Genomic DNA, 24,084 nt, shown 5'->3' with positions numbered 1-24,084 from the left:
TGTCAAAGCCTCATATCAATGCCACGACCCGAGAGATTTCGGGGAATGATCGGAGCGTTTGGCGTGTCCGGTTCTGTCGAATGGAGAGAGCCATCGTCGCTTGCCTTCGGGTTTGCGGAATCATCCTGCGCATCGTCCTTTGTGCTCAGGTCAAACGAGATGTCGCTATATCCAAGGCTTTGGAATTCAGCCTCCAACACGGCAAGGTGCCGGCGCATCAGGTCCAATGTTTCGGGGCGCTCGGCAGCAATGGTCAAAATCATGCCATCCTCGCGACCGTTGAGCGTGACGGAAACCCGACCCAATTCCTCGGGGCTGAGCGCGATTTCGATCGTACCGGAACCAGTCCGAACCTGAATTTCCGCTGCCATCTGCCCGGCGATGGCCCGGGTGATCTCAGCCTTTGCAGACTGCGTTGCGGGCTGCGCAAGCGAAGCCGTGTCGCGGACGTTTTGAAACAGCGGTTCTTCGCGCGTGGCAATCACACCATTAGTTTCAGGAATCGTCGTGGTGGTTTCGGCATCGGCGCTCCGCACAGACGCCATCACCTGCATCTGCGCAAGAGTTGGCGTTGGTTTGGAAGGTTGAGGCGCAGTTGGAGTCGCATTTGTCTGGGGCGCAGCCCCTGTTTCAGCAGGTAGCGCCGAAACTGAGGATTGTGCACGCTCAGTTGGAACAGGCTGCCCAGCGATTGGCCTTGCGGGCAAGACCTGACCGTCCGACGCTTTGGCAGACGCCGGCTGGGCTATGCTGGATTGTGACTGAACAGGCGAACCGCGCGTGTTTTCGACCTCGGGGCGCTGCGGTGCCGCAATCGTAACCTGGTGCATTGCGCCTGTGTCGGTTTTCGGCGCCTCTGCACCCTCGAGATTTGAGGGAATAGGCGCAGTTTCAGACCCTTGCGGTACCTGCGTCGCGCTCGGTACGGGCAGTGCGGTCAGGTCCTCAAACACCCGTTCTTCAGGAGTGTCGGGCTTGATCGGCAGGGGGCCTGCGAGAACCTCTTCGAGTGCAGGATCCTCGGGCATGATGTCCTGCTCAACGGCGGCTTCATCCTCGGCTTCTGGCTGCGGCGTCTTTTCCTCCAGAACATCCTGAAAGCGCGTGGACATCTCGGATGTGGTTTCGCGCGTCCCCGGTTTCGTGGCCGCGGTTTGCGTGGGTGTCATCAGCGTAAGAGGGTTGGGCATTTTGCTCCGGCTCCGTCGTGGTTGACCGTCAAACTGCCCAAAGGAGGTTACGTTTATTTTAACCGCTTTCGTCTTTGATCAAGAAAGTTCGATGCAATTTTCGGAGAAGCCGATGAAAATCCCTCCCCTCCAGTCGATGCCGCCGCCGCCCTCAACCCATGACCGCCTGCAAGCCGCCGCAGTCGAGCTCGAGGCGGCGTTTTTGGCCGAAATGCTGAAATCCGCAGGCTTGGGAAAAGCACGCGTTTCGTTCGGTGGCGGCGCCGGAGAGGACCAGTTCTCGTCCTTTCTTGTGCAGCAACAGGCCCGGCAAATGGCGCAATCCGGTGGCGTTGGCCTGTCTGAACTTCTGTTCCAATCCTTGATGGAGAATTCCGATGACACATGAACCCAATCTTCTGATCAAATCACTGGAAGAGGTTCTTGATCTTGAGCGCGCCGCGCTTGTGGACGGTGATCTTGAGCGTCTCAATCATATGGTCCCTGAAAAAGAGAAACTGATCGGTGCGATCAACGATCTTCAGGTGCTAAGCAGCGATGATCTGCTTCGCGTCCATCAAAAGGTGGAGCGCAATCAGGCGCTGCTGAACAGCGCGGCCGAGGGGATTCGCGCGGTTGCCACCCGCATGGCCGAGCTGCGCCGTGTCCGTCAGGAATTCAGCACCTATGGAGCCGACGGGCAGCGCAACGGGTTTACCGTGCGGGGTCAGGCAAAGCTGGAAAAACGCGCATAGGACCAGAGTTGATTCAAATCTGAAATTTCGAGTTGGGCCGCTTTAGCACTCCGTTAGGGGATCAAGGTCAAAGGTGGTTCTGCACCTGAAACAGCGGGTGGCGCGAAGGGCCGGACGGCGCATCGCACAGGTCAGAAAGACACCAAAGCCCGCTGATCTAGCGGGGTGATCTTGGGCGCTGAAGCCCTAACGCAAAAGGATGGAACTATGTCCAGTATTCTGACAAATAACGGCGCGATGGTTGCGCTGCAGACCCTGAAATCGGTCAACAAAAACCTCGAGATGACCCAGAACGCGATCTCCACCGGCAAGGATGTCGCAACAGCAAAAGACAACTCGGCCGTCTGGGCGATTTCCAAAGTAATGGAATCGGACGTCAAAGGCTTCAACGCGATTAAAGACAGCCTCTCGCTGGGTGAATCGACGGTAGCCGTTGCGCGGAACGCGTCTGAAACTGTCACCGACCTTCTGACCCAGATGAAGGAAAAGATCGTTGGGGCGCAGGAAGACAACGTGGATCGTGCCAAGATCAACGCTGACGTGAGCGCGCTTAAGGATCAGATCGAATCTGTTGTTGGTGCGGCTCAGTTCAACGGTCTGAACCTGGTGAACGGGTCGTCGGGCCCGGCGTCGATACTGGCGTCTCTGGATCGTGATGCGGCGGGTGACGTGACCGCGTCTTCGATCAGCGTCGCTGCTCAGGATCTTTCGGTTGGTGGCTACACCGCAAAGGGTGTTCTGGCAGGTTCGGACAACGTGACAACTGACAACGACACTGCTGGTTTCACCATGGATAAGACTGGTGGCAGCGGTGACATCGTGATCGACAGCTCGACCGACAACTTCGAAGCGGGCGACAAGATTTCGATTGCGGTGGGTGATCAGGTTGCGACCTATACCGTTCAAGACTCTGATCTCGATCCCTCGGGCACCTATGATGCAGCCTACACGGATGCGATCGTCGCCGTGGGTCTGAAGAACAAGATCGACTCTTTAGGCATCACGGGTGTCGCGATCGACTATGACTCGGGCAGCCCGGGAACCCTGAGTTTTGTGACCGGTACCGCAACGGCTGGTGCTGATGCCGATCGTGACGTGACCATCGCGGCCCAATTCACAAATGCCGGCGCGGGGGGTCTTGGTGCTCTGGACTCGATCGACGTTTCGACCGACGCAGGGGCACTGGCTGCTTTGGGTACCATCGAGGGTCTGATCGACACGGCCATCGATGCTTCGGCCTCTTTCGGCTCGGCGCAGGGCCGGATCGAGACACAGAAAGAGTTCATCTCGAACCTGTCGGACTCGTTCAAATCGGGCATCGGCTCTCTGGTGGACGCCAATATGGAAGAAACCTCGGCCCGGTTGCAGGCGCTGCAGGTGCAACAGCAGCTGGCCACCCAGTCGCTGTCGATTGCCAACCAAGCGCCGCAGTCGATCCTGTCTCTGTTCCGTTAAATCCGGAACCTGGCCGGGGCGTGAACGCCGCGCCCCGGTCGTGACTGCCTGAAGACGGCCTATTGGAAGGATTTCAAGTGACACTGCAAAGCTACGCTCAACGCGCTTATGCGCAATCTGCCACTCCTACCCGCACGCCGCGGGATACCGAGTATGAGGCGATCTCGAAAATCACGCATCGGCTCAAAGCAGCAGCGGCCCGGAAGGCAACGGATTTTTCCGGATTTGTTCAGGCATTGCATGAAAATCGGCGGTTGTGGACAGTGCTGGCGACCGGCGTGGCGGACTCGGATAACTCGCTGCCGAAGGATTTGCGCGCGCGGATCTTCTACCTGGCCGAATTTACGGAGCAGCACAGCGCACAGGTTTTGGGAAACACCGCGACGGTAGAACCTTTGCTGGAGATCAACATGGCCGTTCTGCGTGGCCTGCGACACATGAGGGCCGCCGGATGAGTGGCCTGGTCCTGAAACTTGCCCCGAAAGAGCGGGTGTTGATAAATGGTGTGGTGATCGAGAATGGAGACCGCCGCAGCCGGTTTTCGATCATGACACCGCAAGCCAACGTTTTGCGTCTGCGAGATGCGATCCACCCAGACGAAGTCACAACGCCTGTGCGCCGCGTTTGCTATGCCGCGCAGTTGGTACTGTCCGGTGATATGGAGCCTGATCAGGCGCGTCAGCAATTGCTGCGCCGGGTTGAGGAGTTGAGCCAGGTGTTCACGGATTCAGACAGTCGCCGTGTCCTGAGCGAGGCGACCGAAGCGCTGGTGGCCGAACAATACTATAAATGCCTCAAATCACTCCGCTCCTTGCTGCCGCGGGAAGAGCGGCTGATGGCGTACCAGCAATGACGTTCCAGCCTGTCATACCCTCTGGCGGCATTGTGGGCTGGCGTTTTTTGCAGCGGACCTATGACGCGCAACTTGAGGGCTTTACGAACTCCAGCGTCAACCAGAGGGACAGGCAGTATTTTCTGGAAAACATAAGCAAGGTTCAATCCGCTGAAGATCTGGTGTCGGATCGCCGGCTGTTACAGGTGGCCTTGGGCGCCTTCGGGTTGGAAGAGGACATCAACAATCGGTTCTTTATCCAAAAGATATTGGAGGATGGAACCAGAGCCGATGATGCCCTGTCCAACCGATTGTCCGACAAGCGGTATCGCGAGTTTTCTCAAGCCTTCGGTTTTGGCCCCGGAGAGGAGCGCAAGACCGGACTGATTGCGAATATGGAGCAGATCGTCGAAGACAATCTGGTGTCCCGTTTCGAAGTTTCCGTGGGTGAGACGAATGAGACCATGCGGATTTCCCTCTATGCGCAACATGCGCTTGGCGAATTGGCTGCCGGTGACAGCAGCGCGGATACGAAATGGTTCGATTTGATGGGCTTGCCGCCCTTACGCAGCATGATGGAGACTGCACTTGGCCTGCCATCCTCGTTTGCGCAGCTCGATCTGGACAGGCAGCTTGAGGTGTTCAAGGACCGTTTGTCAGGCTTGACTGGATCGGATGATTTGGCCCAATTCACAGAGCCTGAAGCTATTCAGAAACTGACGGATACCTATCTGGCCCGCAGTCAGATATCGCAACTGCAAAGCACCATATCACCGGCGCAGACCGCTTTGATCTTGTTGGGTGCGGGCTAGAGCTGGTGCATTTTGCACCAATCCTCAGGGCGGTGAGATGGGCCCTAGCTTACATTGCGTACCATTTTGTCGAAGCAGATCAAACACAGCGAATTTTACAAACCGCCAAGGTTAAGCTGGATCACCGACCTCAACATCAGCCGCCGTACGCAAGGCAAAACACGTGACTGGCTGAGACACGTTGCGCAGTTTGATATCGCCGAGCGGGATCGCATTGCTGCAGGAAGGCTCAATGTCTTGCGAGACGACAATACGGTAGCCGGTCGATTTGCTATGCTCACCCAGACGCGCAGCGACGTTGGCGGCTTGACCGACAACGGTGAAATCCAACCGTTCGCGCGAGCCGACATTGCCGTAGGTCACCCGGCCATAGGACACGCCGATTGAGCAGTCGCAGTGGATATCAGGATCCGCTGAACGCAGTTCGGCGAGTTTTTCGACGATTTCTGTTGCCGCCTGTTGGGCATTCGCACGGGCCTGCGCGGGTTCCTCACCCGCTGGGAAAACGGCCAGAACGGCGTCGCCGATGAATTTCAGAACTTCGCCCCCGTTTTCATCCACGATACCCGAGACCGTTTCAAAGAACTCGTTCAGCAGATTGATATAGGCATCCCGGTCAAGGCTCTCCTCCAGGCTAGTCGAGTTTCGCAGATCGCAGAACATGATGGCCGCATCAATCTCATCTCCGTCGCCGCGTCGGATCTCTCCGCCCAGCACACGCGCGCCTGAGCGTTTGCCTACATAGGTTTCCAGCAGAACCTGTGCGTTTTCACGCTGCATAAACACCTCGTAAAAGCGGGCGATAACGGCAGAGCATTCGAACACCAGACCAAGGTTCTCCGTCGTGAAGCCGTCGGGATGATCGCAGCTGAGCGTTAGTACGTTAGTTCGCCCGTCCGAGAAGGGCAGCGGCATGGCGACATAGTCCGTGGCCCCTTTGGCGCGCAGATCCTCGATGATGGGAAAGCTGTTATGCGGGTTTTCGTCATTTACCCTTTGGCGCACGCCGCCCAATCCGTTCGAGACATGGCGCAAAGGGCTGTTGATGAATGCGGGGTGGTCGTAGATTTCATAGGTGGGCGCGCGGGTCAGGATCTCATCCTCACCCTTTTCCCATATGAAGTGTTTGCCTGCGATCAGGGGGTGCAAGGACCATGCCAGAATGCTGAGGCGCTGGATCGCTATCCCGTGTTCCAGCATCTTTTCGGCCAACGCCTTGGTGAACGCTTCTGGTGTATCCGACAGGGACGCCCCACGCATCAGCCAGTCGATCAGCGGACCGCTGATATTGGTGTTTTCGGTGTCGCGTAGTTGGTTCTTGCCCAGGTCGATATCCGTATAGGCACTGGGCATAAAACCAATATGCCCCCGAATTGCAGCACTCTCTGGCAGGGCGTCATCATAGGCCCATACCGAATTGGCCAAGCGATCTCCGGGCAGATTTATATCGTGATAGGTGGCGGTTCCTTTGAAAGGGCAAAAGGTCTGCAGGCCGGTTTCACCGCTCAGGTCGACGCAAACATCCGCACGCGGGACGTAGATCGTCGGCGGTAGCCGGGTTTCATACATCACCTTGGCGTTCCGGCTTTCGGCCAACAGGATGCCATCGCGAAAAATCGCGATCCTGTCGGACAGATGTTCGACCGAGATGTCATAACCGTTGGATTTTGGTGTGGTGTGGACGTTCATCGCCATCCCTCCCTTGCCCGGGGTCCCTATAGAATGGGCGTTTTGGTCGGGCATTCCAAGAGGGGCGCAGATTCTAAACCATCTGGATGACGTCTTTTTCGATCGAAAGCATATAGCCCTTTTTGGCGATATTCTTGACCAGCAACTCACTGACCATCTGATTGCCCAAGGCGTCGCGCAGCCGTTTGATGCGGGTGGCGCCTGCGGCCTCGTCACAATCGGCGGCATCTCGACCCGAGATCGTCGCCTCGATCTGCGCGCCTGACAGGACCTCATCATCCAATCGGGATTCCGCCAGAACCGAGAGGGTCTCCATGGCCGCTGGGGTCAGTTTGAAGTCCATGTTGTTCAGGTAGACGGTGTTTTCCTCGCGGCTGATCAGCAGCGATGTCACCTGGATGCCGGTGCGTTCGATCTGTGCCATGCGCCGGTTCAGTAGCGCAAGCATCACCAGAAACACAAGGGCTGAGATCATCATCGCGCAGGCAAAGACCAGCAGCACGTAAATCACCATGCGGTAGCTGGACAGCGTATCGGCAAAGGCCGTCCCCGATTGGGCCAGAATCTCAAGCAACCGGATTTCGGTTTGTGAGGTCAGATCTGCCTCGATAAACAACCGTTCGACGCGAGCGTTGAATGCGTTGGCATCGGGCAGTGTCCAGAACAGGAACAGCGCGGCGGTGATCAGGATCACGACAATGGCGGCAATGCCCAGACCGACAAGGCGCACGCCCGAGCGTCGCGCCTCAGAAACGGAGATAGAATTTTCCGGCATTGGCCTTCCTTTGATCCAACCCTTCCGGCCCGAAAACGGACTGGACATTCAGCAGGGTCCACCCCGAACCGCTGAGGCGCAGGGCGACTTCACTCGTTGCCTGCCCCTTGTCGCAGGACGACACCTGCATCACGCCGTAGTGCAGGCGCAGCGGGTTGTCCTGTTTAGCCTTGTAGTCGGCATAACATTCTGCGGCCAAAGCCACCGGGGCCACCGATATCAGCGCAGCTGCGACCAGAGAAGAGAAGATCTGTTTCATAAGCTGCATCCTGCGCACGGCTTGGGCTGATATTCAATGACCAAAGGGGTTTGCAGCGCCTGATATCCAATAACACGCGGCCGATATTGCTTGTCTGACAGGGGTGGACCCAGTGTTGAGGCATCAAAGACGCGGTCCATCACGGGGTCGCTAAAATCTCGGAAAGGACAGGCATCATGCATAAGAAATTCATCGCTCTGATCATCGCAACGGCTATGGCGATTACCGGCGTGTCGGCCTCAAAGGCGCGTGCTGCGGATACGGGAGATATTCTCGGGGGGCTGGCCGCGATCGCGATTATTGGCGCGGGGGTGCATTACTACAACAAGGAAAAGCGCAAGGATCGTGAGAAGGCCGCGCGGCAGTACAACCACGTGCAAACTGCGCCTCAGGTCAAACACCACAAGGTGAAGCCTTTGCCTAGGCACGTGGCACGCTATGACCTGCCACAACGCTGCTTGCGCCAGCATGACAATTACGGGAAACGTCCGCTGCTGGGAACAAACTGTCTCAAGAAGCACTACAAACATGCCAACAGCCTGCCGCAAGAGTGCAAGGTCGGGTTCTGGAATGGCAACAAGGTGAAGCGGGCGTATGAACCTGCATGCCTGCGCCATCACGGATACCGCGTCGTTTACAAGTAACACGGTCGAGCAGGAGCGGTGCGAAACAGCACCGCGCTGAGAGAGGGTGCGCAAGCTGCCCTCTCTTTTTTGTTGCGGCGGCTGTGAAAACGCGGTTTTCCGAAGGGATGACAAAACCGACTTATGAACTTGAACAGGGGCTGCAGGCGCAGGGCCATATCCGGATAGCAGGCGTGGATGAGGTCGGGCGCGGCCCGTTGGCTGGACCTGTGGTTGCCGCCGCTGTGATCCTGAACCCAGACGATATTCCTGACGGGCTGAACGATTCCAAGAAGCTCTCGCTCAAGCGACGCACAGCGTTGGAGGCAGAGTTGCGGGACCGGGCCGAGATCGCCGTGGCCGAGGCCTCGGTCGCGGAGATTGATGAGCTCAATATCCTGCGCGCCTCGCATCTGGCCATGTTTCGCGCGGTGCAGGCACTGGAACCAGCGCCTGATTACCTTTTGATCGACGGGAACATGATTCCCAATGACCTGCAGATCCCGTCTGAGGCCGTGATCAAGGGGGATGGCAAATCTGTGTCGATTGCGGCGGCTTCGATCATCGCGAAAAACTGGCGCGATCAGCTGATGGTGGATTTAGCGCAACAGCATCCCGGCTACGGCTGGGAGGCAAACGCCGGATATCCGACAAAACAACACCGCGAGGCGCTGCAAAATCTTGGCGTGACCCCACATCATAGGCGTTCGTTCAAGACGGTACACAATATCTTGTATCAAGAGTAAATCGTAAGTCGCTGATTCAAAAAAGAAATTGACGGCGAATCGTCTTTGACTCATCCTTGTCTCAACCAAATGAGCGCAAAAGCGCCGTGGATACTTGAGGCAGTGATATGACAACGACCACCAAAAAGGGCGCAAAAGCGCTCCCTTTAAACACGATTCTATCTGGGGACTGCATCGATGTGATGAACAGTCTGCCTGAGGCGTCGGTTGATCTGATCTTTGCGGATCCGCCTTACAATTTGCAGCTGAAAGGCCAGTTGCATCGCCCCGATAACAGCCAGGTGGATGCGGTCGACGATCACTGGGATCAATTCTCAAGCTTTGGTGCTTATGACCAGTTCACGCGTGAGTGGCTGAAGGCGGCGCATCGTCTGCTGAAACCCAATGGCGCGATCTGGGTGATTGGCTCGTACCACAACATCTTCCGCGTGGGCTCGGCCCTGCAGGATGCGGGATATTGGATTTTGAATGACGTCGTATGGCGCAAGTCGAATCCGATGCCGAATTTCCGCGGTAAGCGGTTCACCAACGCGCATGAGACGATGATCTGGGCCTCGAAGCGCGAAGGGGCGAAATACACGTTCAACTATGAAGCTCTGAAAGCGCTGAACGAGGGCGTGCAGATGCGCAGTGACTGGGTTCTGCCGATCTGCACCGGACATGAGCGCCTGAAGGACGAAAACGGCGACAAGGCGCATCCGACACAGAAGCCCGAGTCTCTGTTGCACCGCGTTCTGATTGGCTCGACCAATCCGGGCGACGTGATTTTGGATCCTTTCTTTGGCACCGGCACAACAGGCGCCGTCGCCAAGATGCTGGGCCGTGAGTTCATCGGCATCGAGCGCGAAGAAAGCTATCGCAAAGTGGCAGAGAAACGCATCTCGAAGGTGCGCAAATTCGACCGCGAAGCACTGGAGGTCAGCGCCAGCAAACGCGCCGAACCGCGTGTTCCTTTCGGTCAATTGGTCGAACGTGGGATGCTGCGCCCGGGCGAAGAGCTTTACTCGATGAACCAGCGCCACAAAGCCAAGGTTCGCGCGGATGGAACGTTGGTTGGCGACAACGTCAAAGGCTCGATCCATCAGGTTGGCGCGCATCTTGAGAACGCCCCTTCCTGCAACGGTTGGACTTATTGGTGCTTCAAACGCGATGGCAAGACCGTGCCGATCGACGTTCTGCGCCAGCAGATCCGGGCCGAGATGCACAACTGATATCACGAAAACCGCCGGTGCCTGTGGCCTGACACAAGGCACTACGCCTTGCCCCGCCGTTCTCGGCGGGGTCTTTTGTTTTGCAGTCAGAGGTGATTGCATGGGCGCGTCGCCTGCACCGCCTCAGAGGTTCCTGTCATGAGCGAGATAACTGCCAGCCCATCCAGACTGGAACGGTTCGCCGTTACGCAGCCGGATGCTGTGGATCTGGACAACAAATACACCGAAGCAGCAATGCAACGGCACAAGCAAGAGGGTCTGGAACTGGCCGTCCGCGCCCGGTGGATCGCCATGGCTTTGACCGGGGTTTTGTTGATCTTTCTGAACCCGCAATGGGAGGTACTGTGGTATCATTTCATCCTGCTTCTCATCTGCGCCAACGGCTGGTTGATCCGTCGCGCAGGGCGGGTTGGGCAATCACGGACCGAGCTGCTGCTGATCTTTGTCGATCTTCTGATCATGACGCTTGGGATGATTGTGCCGAACCCGTTCAGCGATGATGTGCGGCCTTTGGCCATGCAGTACCGGTTCGATAATTTTCAGTATTTCTTCATCATTTTGGCTGCTGGGACGCTGGCCTATTCGTGGCGCACGGTTGTCGCGATTGGCTCCTGGACAGCATTGATCTGGACGGCGGGTTGGATCATTGCCTGGTGGGTAGCCACGCCGATTCCGGGGATCAGCCAGAAGGTGGCCGCGGCTCTGCAGGGCTATCCGGACGTTGCAGAGCTGTTGGATCCCAACAGTTTCGATATCCCACAGCGCATTCAGCAGGTGATCGTGTTCGTCATGGTTGCGGTGACGCTTGGGGTTTCGATGCGACGGCTAAATCGCTTGTTGATGAGCAATGCAGGGCTGGAGCGGGAGCGGGCGAATCTGTCGCGTTACTTCTCGCCCAATGTGGTCGATGAGCTCAGCCAGAATGACGAGCCGCTAAAGCAGGTGCGCAAGGCGGACATCGCGGTGCTGTTCATAGACATTGTGGGCTTTACGAAATTTGCGGCCGGACGGGACCCCTATGAGGTGATCGAGGTGTTGCGCGGGTTTCACGCTCGGATGGAGGCTGAGGTGTTTCGCCACCATGGCACGTTGGACAAATATCTGGGTGACGGGCTGATGGCGACTTTTGGCACTCCGGTCGCAACGCCTTTGGACGCCACCAATGCGCTGAGCTGCGCGCGGGCGATGGTTGGCGTCATCGACGATTGGAACCAGGAACGGCTTCGTTCGGGAGAGCATGATATCCATGTCGGGATCGGCGTGCATTTTGGTTCGGTCGTACTGGGGGATATCGGGGCCAACCGTTTGGAATTTGCCGTGATTGGGGATGCGGTGAATGTATCGGCAAAGCTGGAGGCAATGACCCGTGATTTTAACGCCCGGATTGTGGTCAGTGATGCGTTGCGGGAGCAGGCGTTGCGCGAGAATCCGAATGGTGGAGCGTTGATGGATGGGTTCCAGAAACGTCAGGGTCAGACGGTGCGCGGTGTCGAAACCCCTATGGATATCTGGGTGTTGTGAACGGCTCCCGCCTGTTTGGGCAGCATCAAAGATGCGGACCCTCCATTTAGGCCAGGCAGCGCGCGGTGCGCGCTGCGGTCACGCCCTTGGGCCGGGGTTCAGTGCTTTGTTGTAGGGGTGCCAGTCCGTGATCTCGGGGTAGTAGTGCCGCCGCCAGGCGCGGACGCGAGGGTTCATGACGCGGCGCCATAGCGGCGGGAACATCGCAGCGATGGTCATGACCGGGTAGCCGTATGGCAGTTGTGGTGCGTCTTCTTGCGCGTGGTTCTGCAGCAGCGGGAAGCGACGATTGGGTTTGTAGTGATGGTCTGAGTGGCGCTGCAGGTTGATCAGCAGCCAGTTTGACGCTTTTTGCGAGGCATTCCACGAATGCCGGGGCAGAACGTGTTCGTATTTGCCCTCGCCCAAGTGTTTTCGGGTCAGCCCGTAGTGTTCTACGTAGTTGACCAGCTCTAACTGCCAGATCGCGATGCCCGCTTGCAGTAGGAACAGGGCGAGGCCGGGCCACCCTCCGATCAGGGCGGCGAGGGCTAGCATTCCGCCTTGCAGCGCCCAGTAGCGCCAGAACGGGTTCGAGCTGTCAGTCCAGGGGCGATCCCTGCGGGCAAGCTTATCCCGCTCGGCCCGAAAAGCTGAGATCAGGCATTGCCAAAGGGCACGGGGGTAGAAACGGTGGAAACCTTCGTTGTAGCGCGCCGTGACCGGGTCGCGCGGAGTGCCGACATGACGGTGATGGACCAGTAGATGCTCGGACCGGAAATGAGAATAGAGGACCATCGCCAGAAGGAGATCGCCCAGCCAACGCTCAGATCGGGATTTCTGGTGCATCAGCTCGTGGCTGTAGTTGATCCCGATCGTGCCTGAGATGACCCCCATGCCGAAGAACAGCCCGATCTTCGACCAACTCGACAGGTGATCGCTATGGGTTGCGTACCAGATCAGGCCAAACAGCGTGACGAATTGGACAGGCGCCCAGAGTTTGGTCAGCAGGATGTACCAATGCAGCGCGTCATCGGGGGTTTCAGGGTCGGCGTTTTGTAGGTTTAGGCCGGTCAGGCGGTCCAGAACCGCAAAGGCCCACCATGTGGAGAGCGGGATCAGCAAAACCCACCAACCCCCTGCAAAGGCCGTTGCCCAGATCAGCGGGATCAACAGGAAGGACACCCAATAGGGCAGAGCGGCTTGCCAGCGCGAAAGGGTTTGAGTCGCGATCATCCATGATGCTCCAATTAGGCAGATGCACCCTAGCCGGACGGACAGGGCTTGCCCAGCGGGCTTATTGACCCCGCCACATGTCGTAGGCTTTGCGCATCACCGTCGGCAGGTCGCCGGGTTTGAAGTCATGTTTGGGCAATAGGGTCAGCCCGTCGGGTTCGGTGCCCTCGGGCAGCGGTGCGGTCCAGATTCGCAGTACCAGATGGAAATGCGTGAACGTATGACGTACCTCGCCGTTCAGCGCGCGCCACTCTGCCGAAAACGGCGGGGCCTCGGGCGGGGTCTCGGACCAGTCCGAGCCGGGCCAGCCCAACATACCACCCAGCAGACCCTTGTCGGGGCGGCGTTCCAGCAGGAACGCTCCGTTTGGGTGTTGCGCGATGTAGACATGGCCGAATCGCGTGGGTTTGGGCTTTTTGGGCGACTTCTTCGGCAGCTCAGGTTGCGTGCCTGCAGCGCGGGCAAGGCAGGGGGTCTGCACGGGGCAGATTCCACAGGCCGGGGATTTGGGTGTGCAGATTGTGGCTCCCAGATCCATTACGGCCTGCGCGTAGTCTCCGGGGCGCAGCTCTGGTGTCAGTGCGGCTGCTCTCTCCTTCAGAACAGGTTTTGATCCGGGCAACGGGTCGTGAATATCGTAAAGCCGTGCCATCACCCGCTCGACATTGCCATCCAGCACAGTTTCGGGCCGGTCAAGCGCAATGGCCGAGATCGCGGCGGCGGTATAGGGGCCTATACCGGGCAGGTCCAACAGCGCGTCATAGGTGTCGGGGAACCGTCCGTTGTGCTTATCCGCCACTACACGGGCGCATTTCAGCAGGTTGCGGGCGCGGGCGTAGTAGCCGAGGCCCGCCCATTCTCCCATGACCTGATCATCGGGGGCGGCAGCCAGCGCCTGCACGGTCGGCCAGCGCGTGGTGAAGCGGGTGAAATAGTCCCGGACGGCGGCGACGGTTGTCTGTTGCAGCATGACCTCGGACAGCCAGACCCGGTAAGGGTCCGGCACCACGCCTGCGGCGCGATCGGCAGGGCCGACACGCCATGGCATCTCACGCGCGTGGCGGTCATACCAGTCGAGCAATTCAGCGCTCAGGTTAAATTGGGGGCTGTCACGCAAGTTTTATCTATCTCACTGTCGGGTTTCGCTGGCGCCTGCTGGCCTGCCTACTACAATAGCGGTGCAGGAGTTGGAAACCAGATGCAGCGCAGACGTTCTTCGACCCGCGGGTTCAAACGCACCGCGACATTGCTGAACGATCAGATCAGGCGCGTCGGCGAAAGCCGGGGCTTTGCCGTTTCGCGCCTTCTGACCCACTGGGCCGAGATCGTGGGCCAAGACACTGCCGCCATCGCAAGACCCGTGAATGTGGGCTATGGCAGGAACGGGATGGGGGCGACCCTGACCGTGCTGACAACCGGGCCGCAGGCCCCCATGCTGGAAATGCAGAAAGAACAACTGCGCGGCAAGGTGAACGCCGTTTACGGCTACAATGCGATCAGCCGAGTGCGCATCACTCAGACCGCTCCGACCGGATTTGCCGAGGGGCAGGCCAGTTTCGAGCATAAGCCGAAACAAGCGAAACCAGAGATCAAACCTGAAATCATGGCCGAAGCGGGCAGAGTCTCGCAGGATGTACATGATGAAGATTTACGTGCGGCCCTTGAACGTTTGGGCCGCAACGTTTTATCCAAGCAGAAACGCTGAGAAAGGGCTGAGAATGAGCCGTATTGCAACCGTAATCTGTGCGGCTGTCGCCGTAGCCGCTGGTGGCTATTGGATGACAGCTTCGAACGCGACCTCCGTCAATCCTCTGGTCGGCAGCGCCATTGCGCAAGAAGCCAATCTCGACACCTCTACGATTGTTGAGATGGTGCAGGGGGCCGAGGATGCGCCGGTCGAGATCATCGAGTATGCCTCCTATACCTGTCCGCATTGCGCCACCTTCCATCAGGGGGCGTATAAGCAGCTGAAGAAGGACTTCATCGACACCGGCAAGGTCAAGTTCATCTATCGTGAGGTCTACTTTGACCGCTATGGCCTGTGGGCGTCGATGGTTGCGCGCTGCGCAGGGCCTGAGAAGTTCTTTGGCATCACCGATCTAATCTATCAGGGTCAGTCCGAGTGGACCCGCGCCGGTGGTCCAACGGAGATCGTGGATGAACTGCGCAAGATCGGCCGTCTGGCGGGTATCGACAATGACCAGCTGGAAGCCTGCCTGCAGGACGGCACACGCGCCCAGACTCTGGTGGCGTGGTATCAGGAAAACGCCGAGCGTGATGATGTGACGGGCACCCCGTCCTTTGTTGTGAACGGCAAGAAGGTTTCGAACCAGTCCTATGAGGACTTCAAAAAGCTGATCGAAGACGAATTGGGCAGCTAGCTACCCATTGGTCGGCCTGTGCTCGGGCCGATCATTTCCGTCACTTAGGAGATGGGGCCGCTTTCAGGATCATCTCTTTGACCTGCCAGGGGTCGTTCACTTGCAGCCGGACGGGCAGGGTGACGACCTTGTTGCGGAAAGCTTGCGGCAGGCGCACTGCGTCTTTTTCCGTTGTAACCATCTGAGCGCCAAGCAGGCGCGCCTCGTTTTCAAGTCGGGTCATCAGAGCCGGGGTTAGCGGTTGATGATCGTCGAGTGCCTCAGCGCGCAAAAGCTCAGTCCCTTGCTGGCGCAGGGTCTGGAAGAACTTCTCAGGGTGGCCGATCCCGGCAAAGGCCAGAACCCGCGATCCAGCCCAGTCCATGCCGGTTTGCAATGGCGCGACAACGCCCGTTGCATGAGGCACCGTTAGCTTATGTCCCCATTGCGCCGCGAAGTCTTCTTGCGCTTGCGTATCGCCCAATGACAGAACCAGATCGGCGCGTTTCAGGCCGACCTCTACGGGTTCGCGGAGAGGACCGGCGGGTAGGCACAGGCCGTTGCCGAACCCACGCTGGGCGTCCACTACGATAATCGAGAAATCTTTAGCGACCGCCGGATTTTGGAAGCCATCATCCAGAACGATCACGCTTGCGCCCCCCTCGGCCGCAGCGCGCGCACCTGCGGCACGGTCCTTGGCGACCCAGACCTCGGCGAACATGGCCAGCAGAAGCGGCTCATCCCCGACCTGCGCGGCGCTGTGTTTGGTGGGGTCGACCCGAACCGGGCCTTCCAGCGAACCACCATGGCCGCGCGTGACGACATGCGGCTCGTGCCACGCGTTGCGCAACTGTTCCAGTACCCAGATCGCCGTGGGTGTCTTGCCGGTTCCGCCTGCATTCAGGTTGCCGATGCAGATAACTGGCACTCCTGGCTTCAGTCCGGGATCAGAGCTGACCCGGCGCGCCGTCGCCGCCGCGTAAAGCCGCCCCAATGGGCTGAGCAATCGCGCGCGCAGCGCCGGGCGCGCGGGGTCCGAGTTCCAGAAGTCAGGGGCGCGCATCGTGGTTACTCCGCTGGTCCAGAAGGTCCTGCAGCATGTCGACTAGCCGCTCGGCCTGAGGAGCCCCTTCGGTGATCGCCTGCCATCCCGCCAGCGCCATCCCCGCCGCGCGATCCGGGGCCAGAAGGGCGACGACCGCATCGCCAAGCTCGGTCGCGGTTTTGACCGGATGGGCGGCACCAGCCTCGGCAAGACGGGCATAAACCGTCTGATAGATATCGACATGAGGGCCATAGATAACCGCCGATCCCAGCGCGACAGCATCCAGCGGGTCCTGCCCGCCCGCGCCGCGTTCCAGTGAGCTGGCCATGAAGGACACAGGTGACACACGCTGCCAAAGGCCAAGATCTTCGGGCTCAGAGCTGACAATCACCTGCGTCGTGTCCTCGATAGGGCCACCGTCATCCCAATTGGAACAGCGCAAGTCCATGGTTTCAAGCCGTCGTTGCAGCGGCGCGGCCTCGGCCCGATCCGCCACGTGCAGGATCAACGCCAATCGCGGCAGAATGCGCAGCGCCTGCCGATGGGCGCTGAGAACCGAGATGAACTCTTTCGCCTGAACCCGCGCCGCCAACCAGACCGGACGTCCGGCGAGGGCGTGGTTGGTCTCGATCAATTCGTCCTCAGGCCAGGGGTGCGGGTTCGGACTGAACTGCAGTGGGGGCGCCTTGCGCACTTTGGAGGAGGCAACCCCCATTCGCCTGATCTGGCGGGCCGTTTCGTCGGTGGTGGTGAGGATATGCTCGAAGCAATCGAACGTATATCTGCTGATATCCGGCAGCCACCGCGCATTGCGGGACAAGACGACATCCAACTGCGCCTCGATCAGAAGCATCGGGATTTTGCGCTCTTCCGCGCGGGTGATGATGCTGGGCATCAATCCCCCTCCGACCCACAGACCCAGATCGGGTTTCCAATGGTCCAGAAAAGCCCGCGCCGCGCCGGTTTGTTCGGCGGGCAGGTTGACCATGGGAAAGGGGCTACCGGTCCAGCGGCTCAGGTCGATCTCTGGCGGGGCGCTCAGCAGGAGCGACAGGCCGGGTCGGGCCTGTTGCAGTCTAAGGCAAAAGTCACTGATCGCGCGCAGGCGATCGCGGGTTGCGATGTGAACCCAGACAAGTTCTCCGTCCGGGCGGGGCTGATCCGGTCGGATGCTTTGCTGCGCACCCCCCCAGGACAGGACCCGGTAGGCCGCAAGGCTCAGAGATCGCGGTTTGCTCATGGGGCGATGCCGGGGCCGTTCGGATCAAGCCGGGACGAAAGCTGGTTGTGGATATCCTGCGCCGCGGCGAGAACGCCGTTTAGCCGTGGCTGCGCGTTGTTGAACCGCAGGGGCTGGCCTGCGCGATCAGTGCAGACCCCTCCGGCCTCGCGAATGATCAGGTCGCCCGCCGCGATATCCCATTCCCAACTGGGTCGCAGGGTCAACATGCCGTCAAAACGCCCCTCACCGACCAAGGCCATGCGATACGCCAGCGACGGGCGATAGGCACGGTCAAACCCCGGCACCTCGCCACCGCGCCAATGGTGGCTGTTCATGTTGGGCTTGGCAGCAAGAATTGTGGCAGCCCCAAGCGTCGAAGCCTCCGAGGCGCGGATTGGCGCACCGTTCAGGGTGGCGCCCTGACCTTTCGCCGCCGCATAGAACAGGTCGCGAAGGGGCAGGTAGATCACAGCTGCGGTGACTTCTCCGTGCTCAGTAACGGCCAGCGAATGTGCCCAGGTGCGCGAGCCTTCGGCAAAACTGCGGGTGCCGTCAATCGGGTCGATGATGAAGGCGCGGTCCCGCGACAGGCGCTTCGGACTATCCTCGGTCTCTTCGCTGAGCCAGCCATAGTCGGGCCGCGCCGTGGGCAGCATCTGCTCCAGCATGTCGTTGACGGCCAGATCGGCCTCCGTCACCGGTCCGGCACCGTCGGGCTTGTCCCAACGCTGGGCCTGCGCGCCCGAAAAACGGGTCGCGATCTCTCCGGCCTTGCGTGCGGCGTCAATCAGGAGTGGCAGGTCAGTTGCCGGCAAGGGTCATCCCTTCGATCAGCACCGAGGGCACAACGCGCGACAGATAAGGGCGCGCATCATTTGCCGGGATGATCCGTTTCAGCATGTCGCGCAGGTTGCCCGCGATGGTGCATTCATTGACCGGATGCGTGATTTCGCCATTCTCGACCCAAAAGCCAGAGGCCCCGCGCGAGTAATCCCCGGTATTGGGATTGATCGTCGATCCGATCATCGAGGTCACCAGCAACCCGGTACCCATATCGCGCACCAGGTCGGCGCGGCTTTGGGTGCCCTGGGTCAAGCTGAGGTTCCAGTTGCTTGGCGATGGCGGCCCCGAGACACCGCGCGCTGCATTGCCGGTTGAGCTCATGCCAAGCTTACGTGCGCTGGCCAGATCCAGCGTCCAGCCGGTCAGTACTCCGTTCTCGACAATCGCCCGACGGCGCGTTGCCAGCCCTTCGGCGTCAAACGGGCGCGAACCTGAAATACGTGGGCGGTGCGGGTCTTCGATCAGCGACAGATGCTCGGGCAATACCTGTTCGCCCAGACAATCCTGCAGCCACGACGCCCCACGCGCGATCGCCGCGCCGTTGCTGGCGGCCAGTAAGTGCCCGATCAATGATGATGAAATGCGCTCGTCAAAGAGAACCGGAAAACTGCCCGTTGCGGGCTGGCGCGCGCCAACCTGTTCGACCGCGCGTTCCCCTGCCTTGCGCCCAATCTCCTCGGCGTCCCGCAGGTCGGCTTGGAAGGTGCGGCTGTCGCCGTCATAGTCCCGCTCCATCCCGGTGCCTTCGCCCGAGATCGCAACGCAGGATGTTGACCGGCTGCTGCGCGCATACCCGCCCGAGAATCCGTTGGTGGCCGCCAGATGCACCCGATGTGTGCCATAGCCCGCCGCCGCATCCGAGACTTGCGATACGCCGGATACGGCCAAAGCGGCGGCCTCAGCCGCCAGCGCATCTTGCATCAGCGCCTCGGCAGAGGGTTCCGGGGAGGGATCAAACAGCTCAAGCGCGTCGAGATCCCAGCCGTTGGTCAATTCCTCGCTGGCCGCCAGACCGGTGAAAGGGTCCTCGGGCGCTTCGCGCGCCATGGCGACGGCCCGTTCGGCCATGGCCGTCAACGTTTCGGGACGGCTGTCAGAGCTTGAAACAATGGCCTGCTGCTTTCCCAGAAACACCCGCAGCCCCAGATCGGTGCCCTCTGAGCGTTCCGCATGTTCCAGCGCGCCGCCACGTACCTCGACCGAAACGGAGGATCCGTCGATCACGATGGCATCTGCCGCCTCGGCCCCGGCGAGGTTTGCGGCGTCAAGCAATTGCTGGCTGATTTCTTCTGGTGTGCGGGTCATGCGGCCTCCGGATGTGCTGCCAAGGACCTAGCCTTGCACCGCGCCTCTCGCAAGACCCTGACGGTATTGTGTGGGAGGGCCGATCACTAGCGGCCCTCCCGGATATCATTACTTAATGCGCTGACCATTGGCCTTGATCTGACCGTCTTCAGTGAATTCGATTGTCGAATTCAGCGTGTCGGGTTCATCACCCGGAACAGCCATCATGCCCATCATCATACGCGCACCCAAGGCGTCGTTGTCGGACATCAGGCCCATGCCGATCAGCTTGTCGATCAGTGCATTGGCCCCAACCAATTGCAGGTTCGCAACGCCAGTCGGAATGGGCATCCCGAATTCGTCGAGGTTCTCGTTGTCCAACGTGAAATCACCGTCCCCGGTCAAGCGCGCGCCAACCATCGAGACCAGCAATTCGTTGATTTTCAGCGAATGCAGCTCGGCAGGGACTTCGCCTTCTTCTTCAAGCGCAGCGGCCTGTTCCGGATCGAAGATGTTCAACAGAACTTTCGCGGTGCCGGTGGTGTCCAACGCAATGGTGGCCGGATCGCGTGGTAGGTTGCCCGCCGGGTCGAAAATGCTCCAAAGGACGTCAGACATGGTGAAATCGGTCAGGTTCAGGCCGAAGGCAAAGGGCGCGGCTTCCTCCGATTCTTGCACTGGGATGTCTAGGTTCAGTCCCGCCTTAGCCATTGCTATCTCGATCGGGAAGGGCAGGTCACCGGTGGTCACTGCCAGTTTCGCGTCATTCTGTTCAAGGTCATAGGCCACACGTTCGCCATCTACGCTGGCCTCAAGTCGGCCACCTTGCGACGAGCTTGCCATGGTGAATTGCTCACCTTCGCTAACGCCGCTGATGTCTGTCTTGCCCGAGCCATAGGCGACCATGCCGGAAAAGGCGAAGCCTGCGTCATACAGTGCCTGCGGGTCGGCCAGATCAAACCCAGAAGGCAGGACACTGTCGCCGCTGGATGTCAGGCCGTTCAGTACCCCATCAATCAACCCCGATTCCCCGGTTTCAGGGTCTTTGAAGCTGAACTTATAGGCCATTTGGTCGGCGTCGAGCGTCTGCGTGATCTCGCGATTTTCGCCGATCAGCATGCGCGATGTGCCAGCCATACCTGTAAATTCGATACCACCTTCAAGCGCATCTTCAGGAATTGGCTCGTCGCCGCCTTCGATCGAATCCAACACAATCCCGAGGGCTGCCGCCGAGTAGTCATAGGTCATGTCGGACGGATCACCTGACACAACCATTTCCAAATCTGTCTGGCTGTAGGTCAGGTTTGCTGTGAACTTTTCATCTTCAACGCCGCCCGAAATGACCATCGGAAAGCTACCGGGGAAGCCGACGTTGACGGTGCCATCGCCGTTTTCGGTCAACGTGACCTCGGGCATGGTCATCTGGAACTGTCCGTCCTCTTCGGGGAAGTCCATGGACAGGGTCATATCGTTGATGGTCATGACATCGCCAGCACTGCTGGGTTCGCCCTCGACCGTGTAACCTACGGATCGGAAATACTCTTGCCAGTCGTTCCAGACGTCATTTGCAGTCAGGTCGGCATATGCACCTTGAGTTGCGACGGCATAGGCCAGAGCGGCGCCACAGCTGCGGCGGATGAAAACAGACATAAGGTAACCCTTCTTGATCAATTTGCGCGCATGGTCGGGCTTGTGGCAGGCATCGTCAAGGGGGCAAGGGCTGGACCCATTCCCCGTTTCCGCGTTACGCCTGTAGCCAAAGGTCAGCCCAAGACGTGAGGAGCGTTAAATGCAGGGAAAAACAGTACTCATAACAGGGGCCAGCCGTGGAATCGGCGCCGAGGCCGCGCGCGTGTTTGCCGCAGCGGGGGCGAATGTCGCGCTGGTGGCCCGTAGTCATGATCAAATTGATACGCTTGCGGCTGCGTTGGGCGACAATGCGATGGCACTGGCCTGCGACGTCAGCGATTTCGCGCAGGTCGAACAAGCGGTGGCCGATTGCGTCGCGCGTTTCGGCGGTTTGGACGTTCTGATCGGCAATGCCGGTGTGATCGAGCCAATCTTTCACCTGTCAAATGCCGATGTCAGCGCCTGGAGTCAGGCCATTGATATCAACCTCAAAGGTGTTTTCTACGGAATGCGTGCCGCTCTGCCAGTGATGCGGGCGGCGGGCGGCGGGACCGTTCTAACCGTTTCTTCAGGCGCAGCCTCGAACCCGGTTGAGGCCTGGAGCCACTATTGCGCCTCGAAAGCCGGGGCCAAGATGCTGACGGAATGTCTGCATCTGGAAGAGGCTCATAACGGCATCCGCGCCATGGGCCTGTCGCCAGGAACAGTGGCAACCGATATGCAGCGTGTCATCAAGGCCAGCGGCATCAACCCCGTCAGCCAGCTGGACTGGGATGTTCACATCCCGGCGGACTGGCCTGCACGGGCATTGCTCTGGATGAGTTCTTCTGACGCCGATGAATACCTGGGGGCCGAAATTTCCCTGCGCCAGGACGACATTCGCCAAAGGATCGGCCTGACGTGATCGAACTGACCAAGGAAGACGGGTTGTGGACCGTCACGATCAACAATCCGGGCAAGGCCAACGCATTGACAGGCGCGATGCTGACTGAGTTGGCCGAAATTTCTGAGGCCGCAACCGAGGCTCGCGCCCTGATCCTGACCGGCGCAGGCAAGGTCTTCAGCGCCGGTGCTGATCTGGAAGAAGCCCGCGCGGGGCTTGCGACCTCGGACGTCTGGGAGCGGTTGTCGGGTTCAATCGCGGCGCTGCCATGCTTGACCGTTGCGGCATTGAACGGAACGCTGGCGGGTGGTGCAAACGGCATGGCGTTGGCCTGCGACCTTCGAATCGCGGTGCCTTCGGCCAAGTTCTTCTATCCGGTGATGAAGCTGGGCTTTTTGCCGCAGCCCTCCGACCCCAAGCGCATGGCCGCATTGATTGGTCCGGCGCGTACCAAGTTGATTCTGATGTCGGGCCAGAAGATCTCAGCTGAGGAGGCTTATGCGTTCGGTCTGGTGGATCGCATCGTCTCGCCGGACGATCTTTTGCCGACGGCGCGCGAGCTGGTGGCCGACAGCCTGGCGGCCAAACCAGAGATCGCAGCGGGGATTGCAGAGCTATGTCGCTGAGGTTGTCCGCAGTCAGGCTGCGCGTCGCTGATCCGGCGCGTCTGGCCGGGTTTTATCGGGATGTTTTGGGTATGTCCGTGCAGGAAATCGGCGAATCCCGGCGTGTAGGATATGCCGGTGAAGATGCTGATCTGTTGCTGCTACCGGGGGGCAGGGGGTATTCCCATGATCAGGGGCATCGCTATTGGAAGATTGGGATCACTCTGCCCGATGTCGATCTGGCCGCCGAGGATCTGCGGGCCAAAGGTTATGCTGTCAGTGAGCCGCGTCAGTTCCTCGATATTGGGTATATGGCGCATCTGAGCGACCCCGAAGGCTTTGTGATTGAGCTTTTGCAGCATGATTTTGAAGGCAACCGCCCGGAAAATGCCGCCGACCCTGCGGCCCCGTTCGCCGAGGCGCGCGTGGGTCAGATCACCTTGCGCACAGGGGATATCGCCTCCGAGGATGCGTTCTGTCGTGCTCAGGGTATGAAGCTTCTGTCGATGCAGGATGTGGCGGCCTATGGGTTTGACCTGCATTTCTATGCCTTCGCGCAAGAGGCTCCGCCCGATCCTGACCTTTGGGCGGTCGAGAATCGCGAGTGGCTCTGGAAGCGGCCCTACACGACGCTCGAGTTCCAGCATGTGCAAGGAGCCCAATTCGCGCCTGTTCCAGACTATCAGGGGATCGAGGTCGAAGGGCTGCCCATCGCACTTTCGGATGCGTTTGGCGATCCGGTTCTGCCCAGCTAACGCGTTTTGCGTTTTTTTGACGCAAAGCTATCGAAATGCGCGTTCGACCGCAGGGAGAGGCAGTGTATTTCGATTCAAATCAAACGCAGAGCGATCTGATCAGCGCCCGCGCCGTTTGCCCGGAACTTTCGACCGGAAACCGGGTGGACGTTTGCGCACCCAGTTCAGGAAATTCTCAAGCCTTGGATGGGCGCGCAGGGCCTCGACCGTGTTGAAGCTGCGTGCCAGCTCGGCCTCGGACAGGGTGGCGTGGACCTCTTTGTGACAGATCTGGTGCAGCAGAACGGTTGGTCCGCCCTTGCCTCCTTTGAGTTTTGGGATCAGATGATGCAGGCTACCGCCGCCATCGGGAATGGGGCGGTCGCAAAGCGGGCAGATCGGATCACTGTTCGTCAT

27 protein-coding genes are annotated in these 24,084 nt (G+C 59.4%); 15 read left to right on the top strand and 12 right to left on the bottom strand.

Translation table 11 applies throughout. The features are described from left to right. Positions 1-2: 2 nt before the first annotated feature. Complete coding sequence (locus tag ACP15L_RS06865; RefSeq protein ID WP_425083607.1) at positions 3-1,190, bottom strand: flagellar hook-length control protein FliK; 1,188 nt, start codon at positions 1,188-1,190, stop codon at positions 3-5. Between the two features lie 112 nt (positions 1,191-1,302). Between ACP15L_RS06865 and ACP15L_RS06860 the strand changes: the two genes are divergently transcribed. The 6 genes from ACP15L_RS06860 to ACP15L_RS06835 all read left to right on the top strand — a co-directional run bounded on the left by ACP15L_RS06860 (position 1,303) and on the right by ACP15L_RS06835 (position 5,023). Further along, positions 1,303-1,578 carry a rod-binding protein gene (locus tag ACP15L_RS06860; RefSeq protein ID WP_425083606.1) on the top strand — a complete coding sequence of 92 codons (276 nt, stop codon included), beginning with the start codon at positions 1,303-1,305 and terminating at the stop codon, positions 1,576-1,578. Next, a complete protein-coding gene (locus ACP15L_RS06855; protein WP_170483155.1) occupies positions 1,568-1,924 on the top strand; it encodes a flagellar biosynthesis protein FlgN in 357 nt (118 codons plus the stop codon). Before ACP15L_RS06860 ends, ACP15L_RS06855 begins: the two co-directional genes overlap by 11 nt. Positions 1,925-2,131: 207 nt before the next feature. After that, positions 2,132-3,379, top strand: coding sequence for a flagellin (locus tag ACP15L_RS06850; RefSeq protein ID WP_170460017.1), 1,248 nt, complete (start codon positions 2,132-2,134; stop codon positions 3,377-3,379). 77 nt (positions 3,380-3,456) lie between these two features. Then, positions 3,457-3,834 carry a flagellar biosynthesis regulator FlaF gene (flaF, locus tag ACP15L_RS06845; RefSeq protein WP_425083605.1) on the top strand — a complete coding sequence of 126 codons (378 nt, stop codon included), beginning with the start codon at positions 3,457-3,459 and terminating at the stop codon, positions 3,832-3,834. Continuing rightward, positions 3,831-4,232 (top strand): flagellar biosynthesis repressor FlbT, encoded by a 402-nt coding sequence (flbT, locus tag ACP15L_RS06840; protein WP_170375637.1) that lies wholly within the window; start codon positions 3,831-3,833, stop codon positions 4,230-4,232. The genes flaF and flbT overlap by 4 nt, the downstream gene beginning before the upstream one ends. Continuing rightward, complete coding sequence (locus ACP15L_RS06835; protein ID WP_425083604.1) at positions 4,229-5,023, top strand: DUF1217 domain-containing protein; 795 nt, start codon at positions 4,229-4,231, stop codon at positions 5,021-5,023. Before flbT ends, ACP15L_RS06835 begins: the two co-directional genes overlap by 4 nt. A 111-nt stretch (positions 5,024-5,134) precedes the next feature. Here ACP15L_RS06835 and ACP15L_RS06830 read toward each other — a convergent pair whose 3' ends face one another. From ACP15L_RS06830 to ACP15L_RS06820, 3 genes are all read right to left on the bottom strand, one after another. Then, a complete protein-coding gene (locus ACP15L_RS06830; protein ID WP_425083603.1) occupies positions 5,135-6,712 on the bottom strand; it encodes a DUF427 domain-containing protein in 1,578 nt (525 codons plus the stop codon). 73 nt (positions 6,713-6,785) lie between these two features. Continuing rightward, positions 6,786-7,487: a winged helix-turn-helix domain-containing protein gene (locus ACP15L_RS06825; RefSeq protein ID WP_425083602.1), complete on the bottom strand. Its 702-nt coding sequence runs from the start codon at positions 7,485-7,487 to the stop codon at positions 6,786-6,788. Beyond that, the gene (locus ACP15L_RS06820) at positions 7,459-7,746 is read right to left on the bottom strand and encodes a hypothetical protein (protein WP_425083601.1); all 288 of its coding nucleotides are present in this window, start codon (positions 7,744-7,746) and stop codon (positions 7,459-7,461) included. The genes ACP15L_RS06825 and ACP15L_RS06820 overlap by 29 nt, the downstream gene beginning before the upstream one ends. A gap of 176 nt (positions 7,747-7,922) precedes the next feature. Between ACP15L_RS06820 and ACP15L_RS06815 the strand changes: the two genes are divergently transcribed. From ACP15L_RS06815 to ACP15L_RS06800, 4 genes are all read left to right on the top strand, one after another. Beyond that, positions 7,923-8,390, top strand: a complete 468-nt coding sequence (locus ACP15L_RS06815; protein WP_419738427.1) for a hypothetical protein — start codon at positions 7,923-7,925, stop codon at positions 8,388-8,390. A gap of 107 nt (positions 8,391-8,497) precedes the next feature. Further along, the gene (locus ACP15L_RS06810) at positions 8,498-9,115 is read left to right on the top strand and encodes a ribonuclease HII (RefSeq protein WP_425083600.1); all 618 of its coding nucleotides are present in this window, start codon (positions 8,498-8,500) and stop codon (positions 9,113-9,115) included. A gap of 107 nt (positions 9,116-9,222) precedes the next feature. Beyond that, positions 9,223-10,326 carry a site-specific DNA-methyltransferase gene (locus ACP15L_RS06805; RefSeq protein ID WP_170471442.1) on the top strand — a complete coding sequence of 368 codons (1,104 nt, stop codon included), beginning with the start codon at positions 9,223-9,225 and terminating at the stop codon, positions 10,324-10,326. Positions 10,327-10,464: 138 nt separating this feature from the next. Next, on the top strand, positions 10,465-11,847 hold the full coding sequence (locus tag ACP15L_RS06800; RefSeq protein WP_425083599.1) for an adenylate/guanylate cyclase domain-containing protein: 1,383 nt from the start codon (positions 10,465-10,467) through the stop codon (positions 11,845-11,847). A gap of 78 nt (positions 11,848-11,925) precedes the next feature. Here ACP15L_RS06800 and ACP15L_RS06795 read toward each other — a convergent pair whose 3' ends face one another. Then, positions 11,926-13,062, bottom strand: a complete 1,137-nt coding sequence (locus tag ACP15L_RS06795; RefSeq protein WP_425083598.1) for an alkane 1-monooxygenase — start codon at positions 13,060-13,062, stop codon at positions 11,926-11,928. 61 nt (positions 13,063-13,123) lie between these two features. Beyond that, complete coding sequence (gene mutY, locus ACP15L_RS06790; protein ID WP_425083597.1) at positions 13,124-14,179, bottom strand: A/G-specific adenine glycosylase; 1,056 nt, start codon at positions 14,177-14,179, stop codon at positions 13,124-13,126. 81 nt (positions 14,180-14,260) lie between these two features. Here mutY and ACP15L_RS06785 point away from each other — a divergent pair, with 81 nt between their 5' ends. After that, positions 14,261-14,767 (top strand): DUF721 domain-containing protein, encoded by a 507-nt coding sequence (locus ACP15L_RS06785; protein ID WP_425083596.1) that lies wholly within the window; start codon positions 14,261-14,263, stop codon positions 14,765-14,767. Between the two features lie 13 nt (positions 14,768-14,780). Continuing rightward, on the top strand, positions 14,781-15,443 hold the full coding sequence (locus ACP15L_RS06780; protein WP_425083595.1) for a DsbA family protein: 663 nt from the start codon (positions 14,781-14,783) through the stop codon (positions 15,441-15,443). A 40-nt stretch (positions 15,444-15,483) separates the two neighbouring features. Here ACP15L_RS06780 and lpxK read toward each other — a convergent pair whose 3' ends face one another. From lpxK to ACP15L_RS06755, 5 genes are all read right to left on the bottom strand, one after another. Beyond that, the gene (gene lpxK, locus ACP15L_RS06775; RefSeq protein ID WP_425083594.1) at positions 15,484-16,485 is read right to left on the bottom strand and encodes a tetraacyldisaccharide 4'-kinase; all 1,002 of its coding nucleotides are present in this window, start codon (positions 16,483-16,485) and stop codon (positions 15,484-15,486) included. Continuing rightward, on the bottom strand, positions 16,472-17,707 hold the full coding sequence (locus ACP15L_RS06770; RefSeq protein ID WP_425083593.1) for a 3-deoxy-D-manno-octulosonic acid transferase: 1,236 nt from the start codon (positions 17,705-17,707) through the stop codon (positions 16,472-16,474). Before ACP15L_RS06770 ends, lpxK begins: the two co-directional genes overlap by 14 nt. Then, positions 17,704-18,504 carry an inositol monophosphatase family protein gene (locus ACP15L_RS06765; RefSeq protein WP_425083592.1) on the bottom strand — a complete coding sequence of 267 codons (801 nt, stop codon included), beginning with the start codon at positions 18,502-18,504 and terminating at the stop codon, positions 17,704-17,706. Before ACP15L_RS06765 ends, ACP15L_RS06770 begins: the two co-directional genes overlap by 4 nt. Next, a complete protein-coding gene (locus tag ACP15L_RS06760; RefSeq protein ID WP_425083591.1) occupies positions 18,491-19,837 on the bottom strand; it encodes a TldD/PmbA family protein in 1,347 nt (448 codons plus the stop codon). The genes ACP15L_RS06765 and ACP15L_RS06760 overlap by 14 nt, the downstream gene beginning before the upstream one ends. 108 nt (positions 19,838-19,945) lie before the next feature. Then, a complete protein-coding gene (locus ACP15L_RS06755) occupies positions 19,946-21,466 on the bottom strand; it encodes a DUF2125 domain-containing protein (protein ID WP_170638223.1) in 1,521 nt (506 codons plus the stop codon). A 139-nt stretch (positions 21,467-21,605) separates the two neighbouring features. On the opposite strand from ACP15L_RS06755, the gene ACP15L_RS06750 reads away from it, so the two are divergent. From ACP15L_RS06750 to ACP15L_RS06740, 3 genes are read left to right on the top strand one after another with little or no spacing between them, the layout of a single operon-like run. After that, positions 21,606-22,349: an SDR family oxidoreductase gene (locus tag ACP15L_RS06750; protein ID WP_425083590.1), complete on the top strand. Its 744-nt coding sequence runs from the start codon at positions 21,606-21,608 to the stop codon at positions 22,347-22,349. Next, positions 22,346-22,954, top strand: coding sequence for an enoyl-CoA hydratase/isomerase family protein (locus ACP15L_RS06745; RefSeq protein ID WP_425083589.1), 609 nt, complete (start codon positions 22,346-22,348; stop codon positions 22,952-22,954). Before ACP15L_RS06750 ends, ACP15L_RS06745 begins: the two co-directional genes overlap by 4 nt. Further along, entirely contained in the window at positions 22,945-23,688 is a 744-nt protein-coding gene (locus tag ACP15L_RS06740; protein ID WP_425083588.1) for a VOC family protein, read from the top strand. The genes ACP15L_RS06745 and ACP15L_RS06740 overlap by 10 nt, the downstream gene beginning before the upstream one ends. Positions 23,689-23,787: 99 nt before the next feature. On the opposite strand, the gene ACP15L_RS06735 is transcribed toward ACP15L_RS06740, so the two are convergent. Continuing rightward, a complete protein-coding gene (locus ACP15L_RS06735) occupies positions 23,788-24,084 on the bottom strand; it encodes an HNH endonuclease (protein WP_425083587.1) in 297 nt (98 codons plus the stop codon).

The organism is Ruegeria profundi (assembly GCF_049800715.1).
GTDB classification, from domain to species: domain Bacteria; phylum Pseudomonadota; class Alphaproteobacteria; order Rhodobacterales; family Rhodobacteraceae; genus Ruegeria; species Ruegeria profundi_A.
Note: the sequence above shows the minus strand (reverse complement) of the source record. Positions and strands in the feature narration are given on the sequence as shown.